The organism is Pseudomonas sp. Z1-14 (assembly GCF_051132005.1).
Lineage (GTDB): Bacteria > Pseudomonadota > Gammaproteobacteria > Pseudomonadales > Pseudomonadaceae > Aquipseudomonas.
This window is the reverse complement of record NZ_CP071646.1, coordinates 3,519,324-3,538,117: the sequence shown is the minus strand read 5'-3', so window position 1 is coordinate 3,538,117 and position 18,794 is coordinate 3,519,324. Positions and strand designations below refer to the sequence as shown.

Annotated in this window: 10 protein-coding genes and 5 pseudogenes; 13 read left to right on the top strand and 2 right to left on the bottom strand. The window is 54.9% G+C overall.

The window, feature by feature from the left end:
• Positions 1–70 precede the first annotated feature (70 nt).
• The 7 genes and pseudogenes from acnA to J3P89_RS15700 form a co-directional block, all read left to right on the top strand.
• Positions 71–2,749, top strand: a complete 2,679-nt coding sequence (gene acnA / locus J3P89_RS15730) for an aconitate hydratase AcnA (protein WP_434694793.1) — start codon at positions 71–73, stop codon at positions 2,747–2,749.
• 254 nt (positions 2,750–3,003) lie between these two features.
• Positions 3,004–4,056, top strand: a complete 1,053-nt coding sequence (locus J3P89_RS15725; RefSeq protein WP_434694791.1) for a lactonase family protein — start codon at positions 3,004–3,006, stop codon at positions 4,054–4,056.
• Between the two features lie 67 nt (positions 4,057–4,123).
• A complete protein-coding gene (locus J3P89_RS15720; RefSeq protein ID WP_434694789.1) occupies positions 4,124–5,446 on the top strand; it encodes an MFS transporter in 1,323 nt (440 codons plus the stop codon).
• Positions 5,447–5,641: 195 nt separating this feature from the next.
• Positions 5,642–6,895, top strand: coding sequence for an OprD family porin (locus J3P89_RS15715; RefSeq protein WP_434694787.1), 1,254 nt, complete (start codon positions 5,642–5,644; stop codon positions 6,893–6,895).
• A gap of 32 nt (positions 6,896–6,927) precedes the next feature.
• A complete protein-coding gene (locus tag J3P89_RS15710) occupies positions 6,928–7,659 on the top strand; it encodes a transporter substrate-binding domain-containing protein (RefSeq protein WP_434694785.1) in 732 nt (243 codons plus the stop codon).
• 151 nt (positions 7,660–7,810) lie between these two features.
• A pseudogene (locus J3P89_RS15705) lies at positions 7,811–7,957 on the top strand (transporter substrate-binding domain-containing protein); the annotation flags it as partial.
• Between the two features lie 9 nt (positions 7,958–7,966).
• Positions 7,967–8,125, top strand: a pseudogene (locus J3P89_RS15700) (PLP-dependent transferase); the annotation flags it as partial.
• A 1,160-nt stretch (positions 8,126–9,285) separates the two neighbouring features.
• On the opposite strand, the gene J3P89_RS15695 reads toward J3P89_RS15700, so the two are convergent.
• Positions 9,286–10,470 (bottom strand): aldo/keto reductase, encoded by a 1,185-nt coding sequence (locus J3P89_RS15695; protein WP_434694784.1) that lies wholly within the window; start codon positions 10,468–10,470, stop codon positions 9,286–9,288.
• Positions 10,471–10,658: 188 nt separating this feature from the next.
• Here J3P89_RS15695 and J3P89_RS15690 point away from each other — a divergent pair.
• Together J3P89_RS15690 and J3P89_RS15685 are read left to right on the top strand one after the other, a co-directional pair.
• A pseudogene (locus tag J3P89_RS15690) lies at positions 10,659–11,640 on the top strand (AraC family transcriptional regulator N-terminal domain-containing protein).
• A 54-nt stretch (positions 11,641–11,694) separates the two neighbouring features.
• The gene (locus tag J3P89_RS15685; protein ID WP_434694783.1) at positions 11,695–12,387 is read left to right on the top strand and encodes a DUF3223 domain-containing protein; all 693 of its coding nucleotides are present in this window, start codon (positions 11,695–11,697) and stop codon (positions 12,385–12,387) included.
• Positions 12,388–12,691: 304 nt separating this feature from the next.
• On the opposite strand, the pseudogene J3P89_RS15680 reads toward J3P89_RS15685, so the two are convergent.
• Positions 12,692–14,080 (bottom strand): annotated as a pseudogene (locus J3P89_RS15680) (IS4 family transposase).
• An 81-nt stretch (positions 14,081–14,161) separates the two neighbouring features.
• Between J3P89_RS15680 and J3P89_RS15675 the strand changes: the two are divergent.
• The 4 genes and pseudogenes from J3P89_RS15675 to J3P89_RS15660 form a co-directional block, all read left to right on the top strand.
• Positions 14,162–14,492 (top strand): annotated as a pseudogene (locus tag J3P89_RS15675) (IS66 family transposase); the annotation flags it as partial.
• A 71-nt stretch (positions 14,493–14,563) separates the two neighbouring features.
• Complete coding sequence (locus tag J3P89_RS15670) at positions 14,564–15,034, top strand: plasmid pRiA4b ORF-3 family protein (protein WP_434694782.1); 471 nt, start codon at positions 14,564–14,566, stop codon at positions 15,032–15,034.
• A gap of 531 nt (positions 15,035–15,565) precedes the next feature.
• Positions 15,566–16,321, top strand: a complete 756-nt coding sequence (locus J3P89_RS15665) for an SDR family NAD(P)-dependent oxidoreductase (protein WP_434694781.1) — start codon at positions 15,566–15,568, stop codon at positions 16,319–16,321.
• Positions 16,322–17,043: 722 nt separating this feature from the next.
• Complete coding sequence (locus J3P89_RS15660) at positions 17,044–18,417, top strand: aspartate aminotransferase family protein (RefSeq protein WP_434694780.1); 1,374 nt, start codon at positions 17,044–17,046, stop codon at positions 18,415–18,417.
• Positions 18,418–18,794: the final 377 nt, after the last annotated feature.

Below are 18,794 nucleotides of genomic sequence, written 5' to 3'. Positions count from 1 at the left end.
ACCTATCAGCGGCATCGATGGGTTAAGCCCGGTCTCGCGACCATTATAAAAAAGCCTGAGCGATATGAGCATGACCAAGACTGCCTGCGACCTCATCAACCATCTTGTGATTGATGACGAGCCGTTTGCTTACATCGATTTGAACAAGATGCTGTCGCCTGTACAGGTGTCCAAGCTTCCTTATTCGATTCGCATCCTGTTGGAAAATGTTGCGCGTTGCTCGCCCGAATCACTGCCATCGGTGCTGGCTCGCGCCATCGGAAATGGCCCGGACTGCGAAGTGCCTTTCCAGCCTAATCGATTGATGTTCCATGACACGACCTGCTTGCCGGCATTGGCCGATTTCGCCGGGATGCGTGATGTGGTGGCTGAGCTGGGTGGTGATCCGAAAGCGATGAATCCACTGATTCCGGCGGTATTGACCATCGACCACTCAGTGATCGTTGAGCATTATGCCGAGGCCGATGCCGTAGAGCAGAACCTGGACATCGATTTTCGTCGCAACAGCGAGCGCTACCGCTTTATCAAGTGGGCGCAAGAGAGCCTGGACAACTTCAGGGTGATCCCGCCTGGCACCGGCATTATTCACCAGATGAACATGGAAGCGTTGGCGCAGGTCGTTTGGGAAAGCCGAACCGAAGAGGGTCAACGCTTGTTACATCCGGACGACATGGTTGCCACCGACAGCCATACGCCAATGATCAATGCCATCGGGGTCTTGGGTTGGGGTGTGGGTGGGCTTGAGGGGCAGGCCGCCATGGTCGGTGAAGCGGTACCGATCAGCTTCCCGAAAGTGGTGGGCATTCGTGTAACGAATGCCCTGCGTCCCGGTGTCACCGCGACCGACCTGTCGTTGCATGTGGCCGAAATCTTGCGCAAGCGTTCGGTCGTCGGCAAGTTTGTCGAGTTCACCGGTCCCGGTCTATCTGCCCTGAGCTGGGCGGCCCGAGGCACAGTGTCCAATATGGCGCCTGAATACGGCGCTACTGTAGTGTTCTTCCCCTTTGACGACGAGACCCTGTCCTATTTAAAGCTCAGTGGTCGTTCAGAGTCACTGTGCAACAAGGTCGTCAGCTACATGAGCGCCCAACCACTGTGGCGACGCGATGAGCTGGCTGAACCACAGTTCGATGAATTGATTGAGTTGGACCTGAACAGCATCGAAGTCAGCGTCGCAGGCCCACACCAGCCGCATCAGCGTCAGAAGTTGTCTAACGCCGCAGCCTCGTTCCGAAATGAGGTGATGGGGGGGAGCAATTTGATTGCCGGACCTGCGCAAACAAGGTTTTTCGAGCCGTCCTTCAATGAGCCGATCACCCACGGTGCGGTCGTCATGTCGGCGATCACCAGCTGCACCAACACAGCCAATCCATCGCAGATGATTCAGGCCGGACTGCTGGCACGCAAAGCTCGTGAGCTCGGGGTCACTCGCAAGCCGTGGGTCAAAACGTCGCTGTCTCCAGGGTCCCGCGTGGTAGCCGATTACCTGGCAGAAGCTGATCTGCTGGAGGATTTTTCTGCGTTGGGTTTCGACCTTGCCGGTTTTGGTTGCATGACCTGCATCGGTAACTCGGGCTCGCTTGAAGAGCATGTGGAGCTGTTTGCGGATCAAGGTCTGAAGGGTGTAGTGGTACTGTCCGGTAACCGAAATTTCGAAGGGCGAGTCAATCCCAAGGTGCCCGCTGGCTACCTGGCATCCCCAGCCCTGTGTGTGGCTTATGCCATCGCCGGGACTATCGATATTGATCTCGAGTCGCACGCCTTGGCCAATGATCATGAGGGTAACCCTGTTTACCTTTGCGATCTGATGCCATCCGACGCTGAAATCGCTGCCCAGGTAGCCAAGGTCGTCAAGCCAGAGTTTTTCCGGCAGCGCCTCGCCAAGGTCTGGGAGGGTACACACCACTGGCAATCGCTGTCGGCTGAAGGCAGTGTGCGGTTCCCATGGAGCCCTGATTCAACTTATCTGCGCCGCCCACAATACTTGGCCGATATCGCGGCTGAGCCAAAATCCACCTTGGCCATAAATGGTGCGCGCACGCTGATGGTCTTGGGTGACAACGTGACAACGGACCATATTTCGCCAGCTTATTCCATTCCTGCCGATAGCTTGGCCGGACAATGGTTGCTGGAGCGCGGTGAAAATCCCCAAGACCTCAATCAATATTCCACCCGTCGAAGCAACCACGAAGTGATGTTGCGTGGCGCCTTCACAAACAAAGCAGTGAAAAATCGGCTTCTTGGCGACATGCAACCCGGGCTCGGTGCTTGGGCGTGGAACGCTGATCACAGCCAATGCCTGCCTCTGTACGAGGCGGCCAAAAGCTATGCCGCCCAGCACACACCGATGGTGGTGTTTGCAGGTATCAATTATGGCGCCGGTTCCAGCCGTGACTGGGCGGCAAAGGCCCAGGCCTTATTGGGTGTCAAAGCAGTCGTGGCGCAAAGCATCGAGCGTATCCATCGCAGCAATCTGATCGGCATGGGCGTGATTCCGTTGCAGTTCAAGTCAGGTCAGTCTGTCGACGATCTGACACTCCAGGGTGATGAGCGTTTCGACTTCCTGGGGCTTGATGATCTTAGCGTCGGTGAGAACCACGTGACGCTCGTCATGCATCGCGCGAATGGCGATCAGCAACAGGTCGATCTCGGGGTACGTATCGATTCCCTCCAGGAAATTCGCTACCTGGTCAACGGAGGGGTGCTGCCCTTCGTGATTCGCAAAGTGGTCAAGCGCACACGTCAGTGATTTGAGTATATGGCCTGCGCGCAGGCCAGTATTGCGATTACAACAATAAGGAACAGCAGTTATGCACGGCGATAAAAGCAGCGCAGGTATACCCGATCTTCGGTTCTTTCAAGCGGCGATAAAACCCGCCGCACGGGACTTAAACACATGGCCATGGGCGCAGGGATCTCTGTGCTTGGCTCGCTGTTGCCCGCTGGTTTCGCCCAGGCTGCCGACCTTCTGAAAAACAAACCTGTTACTTGGAGATCATTCCTATGTACGCCTATGTCGGGTCACGGACTACTCGCGAACGCAATGCCCGCGGCGAGGGTATCAGTGTCTACCAAGTCGACCAGGAGGACGGGACTCTGGCCTTGATCCAAGTGGTCAGGGACCTGGTTAACCCGTCGTTTCTTGCGTTGAACAAGGCGGGCGATCGCTTGTACACCGTGCACGGCGACAAGAGCGAGATCAGTGCCTTCAGCATCGACGAATCCAGCGGAAGGTTGGAGTTTATCAACCAGCAAAGCTGTGAAGGCAAGAACCCGGTGCATCTGGCACTGGATCCGACCGAGCGCTTCTTGGTGGTCTCCAACCACATCAGCGGGTCATTGGCGGTCATGCATGTGGCCGAGGACGGTTCGCTGGGGACGCTGAATCAGTTGGTGAAGCTGGAAGGTCCGATGGGACCGCACCGGATCGAGCAACCTTTTTCCAAGCCGCACTTCAACCCGTTCGATCACAGCGGCAAGTTCGTGCTGGTCCCGGACAAAGGTCTGGATCGGGTGTTCAGTTTTCGCTTTGACAGAGGTCAATTGATTCCTGCCGAGCAGCCGTTCGTGGTTTCACGTGAAGGCGCGGGCCCCCGGCATCTGGCCTTGCACCCGACAGCGCCTTACGCCTACGTGATCAACGAGTTGGATTCGACGGTGACGACCTACCATTTAGATGCTCAGGATGGTTCGTTGAAGCCTTTGCAAGTGCTGACTTCTTTGCCATCCACGTTCACTGGCAACAGTCGCGCCTCCGAGATCGAAGTCGATCGCAGTGGTCGTTTTGTTTATGCCTCCAATCGTGGCTATGACAGTGTGGCTGTCTTTAACATTGACCACAACACGGGTTTGTTGACTCCGGTGGAGTTCATGCTCACTGACGGCAAAACTCCACGCTTCTTCATGCTAACGCCGAATGAACGGTTCCTGTTCGCACTCAACGAAGACAGCGACAGCATCGTTTCGATGGCAATAGATCCAGAAACCGGCGGATTGAGCAAAACGGGATTTTCGGTTTCCACCGGCAGTCCTGTATGCATGGTCTTTTCCGCTTGACAATGTGCTGACTTACAATAATGCAATGACAGAAGCAGGCTCCGGTCTGATTCGAGTGAGGATCGCTATGAATAACAATAAGCCTGATGAAGCCGCGATTGTTCGCAAGGTCACCTTGCGTATTATCCCTTTTGTGTTCCTGCTCTACATCGTTTCCTATCTTGATCGTGCCAACATTGGTTATGCCGCCTTGCAAATGAACAAGGAGCTCGCGTTGTCCAGCGAGGCCTTTGGCTTTATCTCAGGGATCTTTTTCATCGGTTACTTCCTGTTTGAAGTACCCAGCAACGTAATGCTCAATAAGTTTGGCGCCCGGGTGTGGATCGCCCGCATCCTGGTCACGTGGGGGGCCATTGCAGCCCTGACAGCGTTTGCCCAGACGGCCAATCAACTTTACATCCTGCGATTTTTCCTGGGGGTTGCCGAAGCAGGTTTCTTTCCGGGAATTATCGTCTATCTGACGTTCTGGTTCCGCTCCAAGGAGTTGGCGACCACCGTTGCACTGTTCACCGCCGCAATCCCGGTGAGCTACATCATCGGTGCACCGATGAGCACCTGGATTATGGATAACATCAGCTGGTTCAACTGGAGCGGCTGGCGTTGGATGCTGTTTCTGGAGGGCATCCCGGCCGTTTTCCTTGGTGTTGCCTGCTACTTCTTCCTGACGGATAAACCGGAACAGGCGAAATGGCTCAAGCCTGAAGAGAAAGAATGGCTGATTGGCGAGCTCGAGCGTGATCGTCAGAGTCGCAAAAACGTGAAGAGTCTGAGCGTCTACCAGACAATGACCAACCCAAAGGTCTTGTACTTGTCGTTCATCTACTTCGTGTACCAGTGCGGCAGTCTCGGTGTTGGCTACTGGATGCCGCAGATCATCAAAAGCTTTTCCGAGTCACTGACCCATACGCAGATCGGTTTGATTGCCATGTTGCCTTACATCGTGGCCACGGCAGCGATGATCATCTGGTCGCGCAGTTCCGACAAACGCAACGAGCGCAAGCTGCATTCTGCAATCCCGTTGCTGATCGCCGCACTAGGCCTGGTTGGCGCTGGTTTGGTTGGTAATGCATTTGTAGCGATGGCGATGATTTGCGTCGCACTGTCCGGGCTCTACAGCTTCAAATCACCGTTTTGGGCCCTGCCAACGTTGTTCCTTGATCGGGCAACAGCTGCCGTATCCATTGCAGTGATCAACTCCATCGGCAACCTCGGCGGCTTTGCCGGACCTTCGCTGATTGGCATCGTCAAGGGCGAGAGCCAAAGTGCCGCCAATGGTCTGCTGTTCCTCAGTGCATTGTTGCTCCTGGGTTTTCTGATGACCGTGTTCATGCGGGTTTCTAACAAGGACGCCGCGCAAGCTACCACCGCTGTCAGCCATGAAGCGCGGTGACAGTCGATCGGGCTGGCGGCCCTGCAAACGGTGCCCCCGGTCAATGCAGAGCGATAATGGCAGGGTCGATGTGAGCTGATGTTTCACGCGATACACTCGTTTTTTAGTCGCTCTGCTTTCCGGATCTTCAATCATTTCGCTTATGCCGTTTTCAAGCCGGCAGGGCATTTTCAGGGCGCTGTTTTGGAGCGTGGCATGTATAAAAATAAAAAAGTAATCGGCACCTGGCTGGCTGTTTCCCCGTGCATCTTCACAGGCATGGCGCAGGCGGAAGGTTTTGTTCAGGACAGTAAAGCCAACCTGCAAATGAGCAACTATTACTTCAATCGCGATTTTCGTGATGGAGCAGGGCAATCAAAACGCGAGGAGTGGGCCCAGGGCTTTATCATCGATGTGCGTTCCGGCTATACGTCAGGCGTCGTCGGTTTTGGCTTGGATGCATTGGGCATGCTGGGCTTGAAACTCGACTCCAGTCCCGACCGCAGTGGTTCCGGTCTGTTGCCCACTCATTCCGATGGACGCGCCGCCGACGAATTCAGCCGGCTCGGACTGACCGCGAAAATGAAATTCTCCAAGTCCGAACTCAAATACGGCACCTTTATACCCAAGCTGCCGACCTTGCAGGCCAATACCGGGCGTATCCTGCCTCAGACATTCGAGGGCGGCCTTATCACGGTGAAGGAGTTCGATGCACTCAGCTTCAGCGGTGCGCGCTTCAACCGCATGACGGATCGTGATTCAACCGATGCCAATACACTGACGTTGAACAACAAGAATCTGCGTTTTTCCGGAACGGTCGAAAGTGATCACTACCTGATGGGGGGCGCTGAATATGCGTTCAGTAAAGACCTGACGGTCACCTATCAGTACGCTGAGCTCCAAGATGTTTATCACCAGCATTTCTTTGGCCTGAACCACACGTTGAACCTGGGCCCGGGTAAGCTCAAAAGCGATCTGCGCTACATGCTCAGCGATGATGCGGATGCCGCGCGCGGCGGCGAAATCGACAGTGGTGCGCTTAGCGGCATGCTCATCTATAGCCTGTCTGGTCATTCCCTGGGCCTGGGGCTGCAAAAGATGAATGGTTCGACATCGATGCCCTACATCAACGGTACGGACCCTTACCTGGCCAACTACATCCAGATCAACGACTTTGCCGAACCTGGCGAGCGTTCCTGGCAGTTGCGCTACGACTACGACTTTACTGCGCTGGGCATGCCGGGTCTGACGTTCATGAGTCGCTATGTCCGTGGTGATCAGGCCGATGCGAAAAACAGCATTGGCGCCGGGAATGAGTGGGAGCGCAACACCGATGTTCAGTACATCTTCAAGAGCGGAGCTTTGAAAAACGTTGCAGTAAAGTGGCGCAATGCAAGTTATCGATCCAGCTTCGCACGTGGTGCCGATGAAAATCGCTTAATAGTTTCCTATACCTTACCGATTTGGTAGGACGTTCAGTGGCCTCACTCTTGGAGCAAAAAATGAATGCTATCGACCGTGCGGTAATCGATGAACTGGCGCCAAACGGTGTCCTGAGAGCCGCCATTAACTTCGGCAATCCTGTCCTGGCCCAAAAGGGCGCGGATGGCCAACCGCAAGGCGTGTCTGTTGCGCTGGCCAAAGCCTTGGCTGAAGAGTTGGGCGTACACCTAGAGATGGTGACCTTCGATGCGGCGGGCAAGGTCTTCGCGGCGCTGGAGGAGGGTGCATGGCGCATTGCTTTTCTGGCGATTGAGCCAGTGCGAGAGCAGCAGATCGCGTTCAGCGAACCTTACGTGATCATCGAAGGGACTTACCTGGTCGCCGCCGACTCACCCTTCCAGACGGTCGAGGACCTTGATCAGCCTGGGCTGAGGCTGGCGGTTGGCAAAGGTGCAGCCTACGACCTCTACCTGACACGCACATTGAAACATGCGCAACTGGAGCGGGCAGAGACGTCGGCAGGCGCCGTGGATCTGTACGTTGAACAGGCTTTGGATGCGGCGGCAGGTGTACGCCAGCCTCTGGACGCCGTCGTTGCGGACAACGGGAAGTATCGAGTGATCGAAGGTGCATTTACTTCCATTCGACAAGCCATGGCGGTTCCACGCGGTCATGACTCGGGGGCGGCCTATGTCAGGGATTTTGTCGAGCGCAAAAAGGCAGAAGGCTTCGTTCGTGCGGCGTTGGACCAGAGCGGTCAGGCTGACGCGACCGTCGCACCATCGGTGTGAAACGGCTCTTGTTGCGGATCAAACGATGGAATCGCCCGTAAGCGATCGCAGATATTGAGGTAGAGAAATGGCCGAGGCCGCTGATGTCGTTGTGCAATGCCTGGAAAATGAGGTTGTGGAGTACGTATTCGCCACCCCCGACAAGATCTAACAACGCCGCGTCATCAGCGTCGGCGTAATCCTCAGTGGCCTGCCGTTTGGCACCATTGATTCCAAGACCGGCGAACACCTGGGCTACAAGGTCGAACTGGCCAAGGGCATCGGCCAGGCGCTAGGCGTTGAGACCAAGACCGTCTCGGGCGCATAATGGGGCGGCTATGAAAGCCTGGTTACCGTGGCCGATACCCAGGACCGCAACAGTGCGGCGAACCGTGCTTTGAACCCGATGGTGCGTTTGCATGTCGGCTTGGAGGACGTGGCGACGTTGATCGAGGACCTGCAACGCGGCTTTTCCGTAGCAGGTTGATGCCGTTCTCGCGCAAGGCGGGCAGTGGTCGAGGGGGGTAGCGCCTCACCAGTTTCGCCGGCAAGGCGATGATCAGGAAGCTGTTGAAATCAGGCAGCCGGCGACAAACCACAGGTCACCGGCACTGCTGCCGATGACGTCAATTGCAACGAGTACTCGAACAGCTCGGCGTTCAACTCAAGCGACGGCTTGGTCACCGAATTGTCCACGTTGAAGATCGCCGCGTTGAGTGTGCTGAGCTGATTGACTGGGCGATGGCGGCGAGCACGTCGGCTTCAATACCCAAGTCGGCCACAATTGCATTCGCTTTGCCGTTCACTTGGCTGGCGATTCTGGCGGTGATAATTGTGCGTCTCACAGTGTTCTCGTTGAGCCGCCAGCCTGTGCTGCGCAACGTTCTTATCGTTAAACCAGAGGGCTAAGCGAAGGCGACGTTCTTACTCCCGCTGCAGAGTTCAACCAGAGCAGAATTGCTGCGAGGGAGGCGGCGATTATCAACGTAAGCCACAGGATGACCAGCAGGGTGAACGGGACGCTATTGTTTAACTCACGAAAAATGCTGAAGGCAAAAGCCGTGTACCAAGACACGCCCGAAACTGCACCTGATGCGAGAAATAAGGTAGCTCTTCTACGGGATATTCCAAAGAGCAGGGGGCGACTCAAGTCCCGGAGTGCTTCTGGCAACAAAAACGCGTGGATGATCAGGCCATTGAGGGTCAGGACGATCACCACAATGACCTTCGCCCAAAGTTTAGGGTTTTCAAATTTTCCGGCGACTCCATTGCGTAAAGGGCAAGGAAACCAAGGTCCGAGAGCCACAGGAGGCATAGCCCAAGAGTGACCGCGTCGCTGACGAAGTGAAAGTTCGTCCGATTTCAACGGGGAGGCTACCCCTGCGCATCCAACGCAAAATCCACAGGTCTAGCATCGTTGCCCCGCCGAGACCGAAGCACATGCCGAGCAGGTGTATACCTACGAGGAGTGTAAGAACCTTTAGCTGTGGGAGGGGATCAGGCAACGGAACGCTAAGCGCAAGTGTGTCTGCAAGTAAGTGACCACTGCCGGAGAGCGCAAGTAGGCCGCCGAAAGTCCTGAGAGACGTTCGTGTTTTCATTTATTGCGGCCTTAACATCAGCAGGTGGCGGGGGCGTGGACGCTACTCATGAAGGCACCGGTGCTTGAGCATCGATCAAGCCCAGGCTCTTCAGCTCATCCCAAAAGGCTGCCGGAATACCGACCTTCATCGCCTGGACATTGGAAACGATCTGTCCCGGTGAACGCGCCCCCGGAATAATCGCGGACACTTGCGGATGTGCCGCTGCGAACTGCAAGGCGGCCGTATGAATGTCGATGCCATGCCGGCTGGCAACTGCCATGATTCGCGCGCGCTTTTCTACCGCTCCGGCCGGTAGATCCAGGCTGAAGTTATAACGGCTGCGCCCTCCCAGGAATCCATCATTCAGGGGTGTGCCAACCACGACACTGGTGCCCTTGCTTTTCAGCGCCGGGAAGGTGTTGCGCAACGCATTGCCGTGGTCGAGTAGGGAGTACTGGCAGGCAAGCAATACGATGTCAGGCGTCGGGTCATTACGGGTCATTGCCTGAATCACGGCGTTCGGTGTATTGACGCCGAAGCCCCATGCCTTGATGAGCCCTTCATCACGCATCTTTTCAAGCTCAACCATCGCCCCTGTGCGCGCGATTTGATACGCCGCTTCCCATCCGCCTTCCAGCTCAGTGTTATCGGGCGAGAGGTCATGGATAAAGACGATATCGATACGTGGCAGCCCGAGGCGCTGCAGGCTGTCTTCCACGGAGCGTCGCGCGCCTGCCGCGGTGTAGTCATATCGATAGGTGAAGGGCGCCGGCGACTTCCAGATCGCATGGTCCGCACGCGGGCCACCAGCGGCCGTCAATACACGGCCGACCTTGGTGGAGACCACGTAGTCGTCTGGATTTTTGTCATGAAGGAAGCGGCCTAGACGGTATTCGCTCAAGCCAAACCCGTAGAACGGCGAGGTGTCGTAGAGTCTTACACCCGCATCCCAAGCGGCCTGCAGGACCAAGCCTGCCTGCTCGTCGCTGATCGGTGCAAAGATATTGCCGATCTGGGTCCCGCCCATGCCAAAGCGTTGAGGCGTGATGTATCGCATTGCCTGCGAGGGTGAATTGAGGGGCAGGTCTGCGCGCACGAGCCGCCCTTGCGTCGGCATTACGCTTCCGCGCTCTCTCAGCGAAGCAGGCGCTGGGGCTGCTGCGATCGAACTTGCGATACTCGATGCTGGCAGCAAAGCGGCTGCAACGGCACCGGCCGCCGAAAAGGTAAGGAAATCTCTTCTGTCCATCCAACGTTCCTTTCGCGAGTTGAGGCTTCACGGCCTCATCGAAGCCGGTATTCGTACGAGACGTTAGAACAACGCCAGTTAGCCGGGTGACCCTAATACGCCCTATCTTTTGCACAATCCTGCCGATACGCTTGTACTGGGCGCGCGCGCTCAGCAGACTCGAACATTCCGTTAACAAGGTGCATGTGATGACGAGCGGTTCCTTCTCGCAGTTCCGTTTCAGCCCTGCGCATTCCCCGAGCGTGCGCGAACCCGCCCAGCCCAACGAGCGCGTCCAGGCACTCAAGCGGCTTATCGAAAAAGTCACCCCGCAGATTGGTTTGAACGAGGTCTGCAAAACGGCGATTCCAGACCTGACCTTTTATCGAATGGCCGGGCTGGGTACGCCCACCTACTGCGTTTATGAGCCCTGCGTGGCTATCATCCTGCAGGGCGCGAAGGAGATCACGTTCGGCGAGGAGGCTTGTGAGTTCGGGCCGGGGGCGTTCTTCGTCACATCGGTCGATATTCCGACACTGGCTCGTGTTACCGCGGCGAGCGAGCAGACCCCCTATCTGTCCGTCGTGTTGAAGCTCGATCTGTCCATGCTCAACGAGGTGATCCAGACCCAGCCTCCGCTTAGGCAAGAGAGTGACCCCTGAGGCGCGAGGTTTCGCCTCTGGCGCGGCGTCAAGCGAGTTGCTCGACGCGTTCGCTCGACTCTCCACGCTGATCGAACGGCCGCTTGAAGCCGGCCTGATGTCGGATCTTATCAAGCGGGAGATCTGCGTTCGGCTGTTGCTCAGTGGAGCCGGCCAGTGGCTGCGCAGCGTCACTCGCGATGGTTACCGAGACAAGGGCATCGTGAGAGCCATTGAGTGGTTGAAGCATCACTATGACAAGCCGCTGCACGTGGCCGAGCTCGCCGAACGATCAGGCATGGCCAGCTCGACGCTGCATCACAAGTTTCGCAAGCTCACCGGCACCAGCCCCGTTCAATATCAAAAATCGTTAGGGCTGCTAGCCGCGCGCAGCCTGATGTTGACCGATAGGGTCGACGTGAACACCGCCGCGTTGCGGGTCGGCTATGAAAGCGTCGCCCAGTTCAGCCGTGAATATGCCCGACGTTTCGGAGCGCCACCCTCGAGAGATATCAAGCACGCACGAGAAAATGGTAGTCGGCTCGACTAACCAAGCCACCGATGATGTGGCTTGAGTTTACTGATGAGTTAAGGAGGCTTCTGAATGTTCTGGTTGGGGCCATTCGAGTACAAATCAAAAAAAGAGCTTTTGGATAGGCTCAAAGTTTATCTACAAAAAGCGCCAGCAGGCATGACCAACAATAAGTTTGCAGTCAAAAAACTACACCTGTTGCTTGCGATGCATCCGGACGCGGACAGAAAAATTGGCGTCGGAATTGACCACTTCAGGATCGAGAGAAATGCATTGGGGGCGGGAAGGGGATCTGGCTCGTCCGCGTGGATGGCAGTGAAGATACCTTTCCTACAAACGGTGCATCACTGGCGTCGTTCAATCAGTCCATGGCAAGGCATGCGAGGCATTGAGGTTTGCAGTCGTCCGCAATTGATCGCATTTCGCGATTCACTTGGTCTGCCTGTAACGTGTGCGGCGAGCGGAGTGATCATCACGCAGCGAAAAGATTTGCACCTCGATCACAGGGAGCCGTTTTGGATGCTGCTAGAGCGATTATGCCAAGACCGTAACGTCGATTTAACTAAGCTTGAAACGTTTGGAAACGGAGAAAAATTGGCGTTGGTTGATCAAACTATCTCGTCTGCCTTTGCGCAGTACCATCGTCTTCATGCGGAACTTCAGCCTTTGCTGAAAGCTGCTAACGTTGCGAAAGGGGGCGTCATGTCGGTAGGACTTAAGGTGAGGAAGAAGAAATCGATCCACGGTGAAGGTCGGAGGGTGTAGGGGCCGCCTTTTTTCGTCGGTATGTATCTCCGAGCCAATCCAGCGAATATAATCCGTTGGTTGAATGACTGCCCCCTCAGTGGCCATCAATATATCTCGACTGCTGGCTTGGAATTGCGACTGCTCCTGCTCTTGATACAGCTTCAAAACAAGTCCATCCCTACTTCAGGAATAAAAGGAAACCCTTAATTTCCAATGAGTCAGACACCAGCTACGAGTCTCGTTTGCCGCTCCAATTATTTTTCTATAGACTTCCAGTGAAGTATGTAGAAACCAAAAAAAGAGGCTTAGCCCTGAATGGCACTTACTTAACCTTCTTCGGGTGACCATTCTTTCTGACCTCGGCCCTGGCTGATCGACGTGTTTTCATCAGCATGGGATAAGGCTTGGATCTTCGTTTTATGGCGCGCGGCTCAATCCTGCCAGGACGTTGACCGACCCGTTTCTGGGCAATCAGCTCAAGCAGATTCAGCAGCGATCCTCTTGCTCCTGAGCCCCGTACTGCCCCAACGCTAGGCACAGCTGAAGGCTATGCTTGAAGCTCAGTTCGCGAGGCAGACAGTCGGCGAGCAGCGCTGATTGCGCGATGAGCATCCGTATCGGGTTGTGGGCCAGCAAGTAGATCCACAACTCTTTGACGGCCATGCCCGGTGTCTTGCAGCTCAGTACCTCAAGCCCCAGGGTAGTCTAGAGGTTGCGCAGATCCAGCTCCACATGCCATCGGTCTCTGAACATTGATTTGAGGGCGGCTTTGGGCACCTGCTGTGGACAATTCAAAGTAGTGACCAGGATTTTCCCTCCGGTCTTCAACTCGCGTACTGACAGCGTTTCAGGTGCCTCGTCGTAATAGGCCTGGCCCATCCAGGACGGCTCTGCCTTGGGCTTTTTCAACTCAACCAAATGATCTTCCGACCCCAAGGCTTTCCCAGCTGAAAATCCGTGCTACGCCGTCGAGCGCCGTATTGTTCAGACACCCCGTCCACGCCTCGATGTTGCAATTCAAATAACAAAAAGTAGGTTGCGTAGTAGGCATCGCCCAGCACGATGTCACCTCGTTCCAAGGTGTCGAGCATGGTTCTGAGCAGCGTCTGCTCATCACCGCCTTTACCGCGGAAACGTCCCAACGAAGCATCCAAAACAGCACCGCTGGCGAGGCAAACGATCCCCACCAAGCGGCAGATGGGAAAGCCCAGTCCGGCTTCAGCCCATGAGATTGCGGATAGGCCTCTTGGTTCGCCGGCGTATCCGGCAGGGTGACCGTAGTGCCATCCACGAGACGTACTGGTCGCCCCCTCCAACGCCACGATGATGGAGCCCGGTTGCTCATTGATGCCCCCGTGGAGCGCAACAAAGTTGAAACCATCTCCACCGGCAACCGCGCTCTGGCTTTGCAGTAAGCACCGGTATGAATGCTCTTGGGCTTCAACCCCTCGCAGGAGCGTCTGATAGAAAAATCATTCACGGCATTCTGGCAGGAGCGATCGGCGCTCATCGCCTGGGACAGAAACATGGACAGTGTTTCGGTCGGCGGGAATAGCCGTTGACGATGCTTGGGTATAGACGATTCGACATCTTGCAGTAGCTCTGGGTCGGTGAGCAGCTTGAAGAAAGCACGAGCATTGCTATTCGTGGCGTGCTGGCGGATACGGTTCTCACATCCTGAGTGGCCATAAAGTCCACGCCGACGACACACCCATTCGCGCACTCTCACCCGGCACCGGCAGAACCAAACGGCGAGCCTATAGACGTATGTCCGCGGCGATCGTCCCGCCGTGCGGTTTTCTATGCCCTGAATCGGTGGCAGGCACTGGTGCGCTACTGCGATGACGGGCGGATTGAGATCGACAACAACGCTGCCGAACGAGCGTTGCGCGCCTGTCGCGCTAGGCAGAAAAAATTAGCTGTTCGTCGGCTCCGATGCCGGTGGAGAGCGAGCTGCTGCGATTTATAGCCTAGTGGGCTCTGCCAAACTCAACGACCTTAACCCGCAAGCCTATTTGACCCACGTGCTGGAGCGGATCGCTGACCACCCGATCAACGGGGTAAAGGAGCTGTTGCCCTGGAACGTTTCCCTTAACCCCCTCGAACACAGCGAGGCTGCTTGACTCATGCCCAAAACGACTCCTCCGTCTATGGTTAAAACCGACCAGGTCCTGGTGCTACACATCGAATTTAAATGAATAAACCTTCGATCTGGCGTCGAGTTGCGGTGCCTGAAAACATTACCTTGAGCAAGTTGCATCAGGTGATCCAGGCTGTGTTTGGCTGGAGCGACACGCATCTGCATGAGTTTGAAATAGATGGTGAAAGTTACGGCATGCCTGACCCGGACTGGGACCCTCCGGTGATTTCTGAGCAGCGTAAAAAGCTGATCAACGTGCTGTACGGGAAGAAGACGTTTCGTTATGTCTACGACTTTGGCGACAACTGGGAACTGCGCATCAAAGTCGAGAAAACCTTGCCCGCGATTATTTTCCCGCAGGTGCCGTGTTGCATTGATGGGGCCAATAGACGCCCGCCGGAAGATATTGGCGGTGTGCCTGGTTATGAAGAGTTTTTAGCGGCGCTGGCAGATCCGAATCATCCCGAACATGAAGAAATGTCGGAATGGTATGGGGATGATGGATTTGATCAGACAGCAGTTTGACTGCGATTGGGTCAATCAATGGCTAAAGAGCAGGTGAAGGCCTGATCAGCAAGAGGGTGTCGGGCCGACGCTTACGATTCTGCACATCCAAACCGCTCCATTACTTACCATTTTGCATCTCAAAAAGGCCCCCAGCCTGTGCGCTGCTGTCGTGTTTGGTGCGGGTCTGTTGACACGCAGGACTGCGGTGGATAGATTGTATGCATTGCTGCACACATAACATATTTGTCATGGAGGGCCGATCGTTTGACGCAGTGAAATGAGCATGGGTAATGAGATGGTTCAGGTTCCCATCAGCCTTCAGCCGCCCTGTCACGGTAGCCACTATTGGCCGCCGGAGACGCGCAATTCGCTGATCGCAGAGCATCCAGCGCGGCCGGCTTGGAGCCTTTCCCGACACGCCCTCGCGAACGACCGTCGTGTGCAGATTCCCGAGCTGGTGAACCACAACTGGCTTCCTCTCAGGGTTTTGCTTAAGCGATCGACCCAAAATTCGAGCGACTACACCAATACAATAAGCAGGAGTCGATGATGAACAGATTTGAAAACAGAGTTGCAATCGTGACTGGCGCCGCAGGCGGCATCGGCTCCGCGATCGCGGCGCGCTTGGCAAGCGAGGGCGCAAAGGTAGTAGTCAGCGACGTCAATCTGGAAGCGGCGAAAGTAGTGGTCGAGGGGATCAACGCTAGTGGGGGTAAGGCAGTTGCGATAGCTGCCGACATTAGCTCAGGTGAGGCATGCCGTGGCCTGGTAGATACGGTAGTAAAGCAGTTGGGGCGTATCGATGTTTTGGTCAACAACGCAGGGATCAACCGCCGCGGGAATCTTTTGGCATTGAGCGAGGACGATTGGCATACCAGCTTCGCCATCAACCTAGATTCTATGTTCCATCTGTGCCGAGCAGTTCTCCCGATCATGATCGAGAATGGGGCCGGCGCCATTGTTAACACTGCATCGCAATGGGGACTTTACCCAGCACCAGGCCACATTGCCTACAACGTCACAAAGGCAGCAGTAGCATCGTTTACCCAGAACTTAGCACGGGATTACGCGCCGCAGAATATTCGGGTCAACGCTGTGTGCCCTGGTGAAATCCATACTCCAATGCTTGAAGCTGGCGTGCTCCGCTCCGGCCGGACCATTGCCGATTTGGATAAGATGGTGCCGTTCGGGCGTATCGGTAAGCCAGAGGAAGTGGCAGCGGTGGTGGCCTTCCTTGCCTCGGACGAGGCAGCGTTCATGTGCGGTTCGCTTGTCGAAATCACTGGGGCGCAGGCAGTAGCGTAAGAAGGAGGTCTACCGTGGAGCTGCATGAGCGCCGCGATAGGCCTATGCGCTCGTTCATCGTCCAATTATTGTATCCCTTCAATACAATAATGAGGCTGCATCTGGGCGTTGACTAGATTAGGCATCGGAAGACTCCAGTCCCAGCCATCGTCTGATCCGCAGAACGGTTCGGCGCAGGTGAATCATTGATTTCCCCTGAGCGCAGAGCTTTTGGGCCGTATGTACCTATTCACCGTTACCGATGCCTCATCGGCGGTTTATCCCAGCGTTATTGACCAAAACATCGATGCACCCAGGCCTGCCCAGTACTGTGTTAGCCGGTCAAAGATAGGCCGCGTCGCACCTCGCGTCGGCCCCAATCGTGCAGGCTCTGCCGTAATCCTTCGAGGTGGTTCAACCACTGTCCAGGCTGCCCCCCAGAGATGCGAGCGTGATTATCTCCGTCGTACCTCACTTTTTTTGCCGGCGGCTCCAAATGCTGGGCAGACACTCTCGCCACCCACTCCTGTGTGCTTTTTCAAGGTTTTCGCAATCTACGATCGATAGTGAATAATCATCAAAATCGAGATTGCATAATGTGTTCAGTGCTGCGTACAATTCTTCCGTCGCCCATAGCCGGGTGACTTCTCATGCTCTGTTGGCCTCAAGCCAACAACCGTTTGACGAACCGCCGGTGAACGTACTCGTCCGTTGCCGCCCGTAGGTCGGCAGGAAATGAGCATATGAGTAGCTCCTCTATCGCCGATAAAGATCGGGCGTATATCCATCCCTATACCAATCTCTCCCAGCACCGTGAAACTGGCCCCTTGATAATCACTAAGGGGGACGGTATTCGCGTCATAGACGACAAAGGCAACTCTTATATCGAAGCAATGTCTGGACTATGGAGTGTAGCATTAGGCTTCAGCGAAAAGCGTCTGATAGACGCAGCTGCCAAGCAGTTTGAATTGCTACCGTACTACCATAGTTTTAGTCATAAAACGCACGCCCCGGCGGCGGAGCTTGCTTCTCGGCTGGCTGAGCTGGCACCTGGCGAACTGAATCATGTATTCTTTACTAATTCAGGATCCGAAGCCAACGATACTGCAATAAAAATTCTGTGGTATGTCAACAATGCACTTGGAAAACCTCGGAAAAAGAAACTTGTTTCTCGACACCAGGCTTATCATGGAGCTACTGTTGCGACTGGAAGCCTTACTGGCATTCCATCAATTCATCGAGATTTCGACCTTCCGGCAATCCCCGTTCATCATTTAACCTGTCCGAATTATTATCGATTCGGCAAACTGGGTGAGACGGAAATCGAATTTTCCGCACGTATGGCCGACGAGTTCGAAGCGTATATTCTTTCGGAGGGTGCGGACACTATCGCCGCATTTTTTGCGGAGCCAGTAATTGCCGCTGGGGGCGTAATACCGCCGCCAGAAGGTTATTGGGCAGCTATTCAGAAAATTTGCCGTCAATACGACATTTTTCTTGTGCTTGACGAGATTATCACCGGCTTTGGGCGATTGGGTACTATGTTTGGTGCGGATTATTATGGTATTAGTCCTGATATCATGGTGCTTTCCAAGCAGTTAACTTCCTCGTATCAACCATTGGCCGCTGTTGTTGTTTCTAGCGAAATAAATGATGTCTTGGTGTCTCAAAGCTCTAAGCTAGGCTCATTCGTACATGGGTTGACAACTTCGGGGCATCCGGTTGCTACCGCTGTCGCATTAGAAAACATAAGAATTATTGAAGAGCGAAACCTCGTTTCCCACGTAAAGGACTTGTCGAACCATTTCCATCAACGGCTGCGCTCATACGTTAACCATCCGCTGGTCGGTGACGTACGCGGTGTAGGACTTATGGGTGGTATCGAACTTGTATCCAATAAGGCTACCAAGAAACCATTTGATAATACTGGAACGTTGGGCGCTTTTATCTTCAAACAAGCGCATCAGCACGGTTTAATAATCCGAGCGATCTACGATACGATTGCATTTTGCCCTCCTTTGATAAGCAGCGAGCAGGACGTCGATCTAATCTTTGACGCATTCTCGGAAACTCTAAATGACGCCGCAAATTGGGCTAATGCCCAAGGGCTGACGTAACCCTGAAATTCGATATTGAGAATAAGGGCTGAGTAAACCAAGGCGCTAACTGATCAGCGTAGCGGTACAAGTGCCGCTGCGCTTGATCTAGCGCGACCATCTGCTTTGCTTTGCCCTGTCTTATAACCAGCCATTGTCTGATGGGTGGCTTTCTGTGGCGCGGGTGTAATGATCCAGCGCAGAAGTGAGGTTTCGTTACATAGGGGTATCTTCGTGCTTTCGTGCCAATGCCCTTCGAAGGAGTGGTGTTTAGCTTGATAAGTAGTTTGCTGTTGTAATGCTATTACGCTGTAGTGGTGCTGCTGTGCATTGGACTATGTAGCCTCCTGAGAGAGGTGTTATACATGGATAGAAAATATTGCTCTGCCTATTACAAT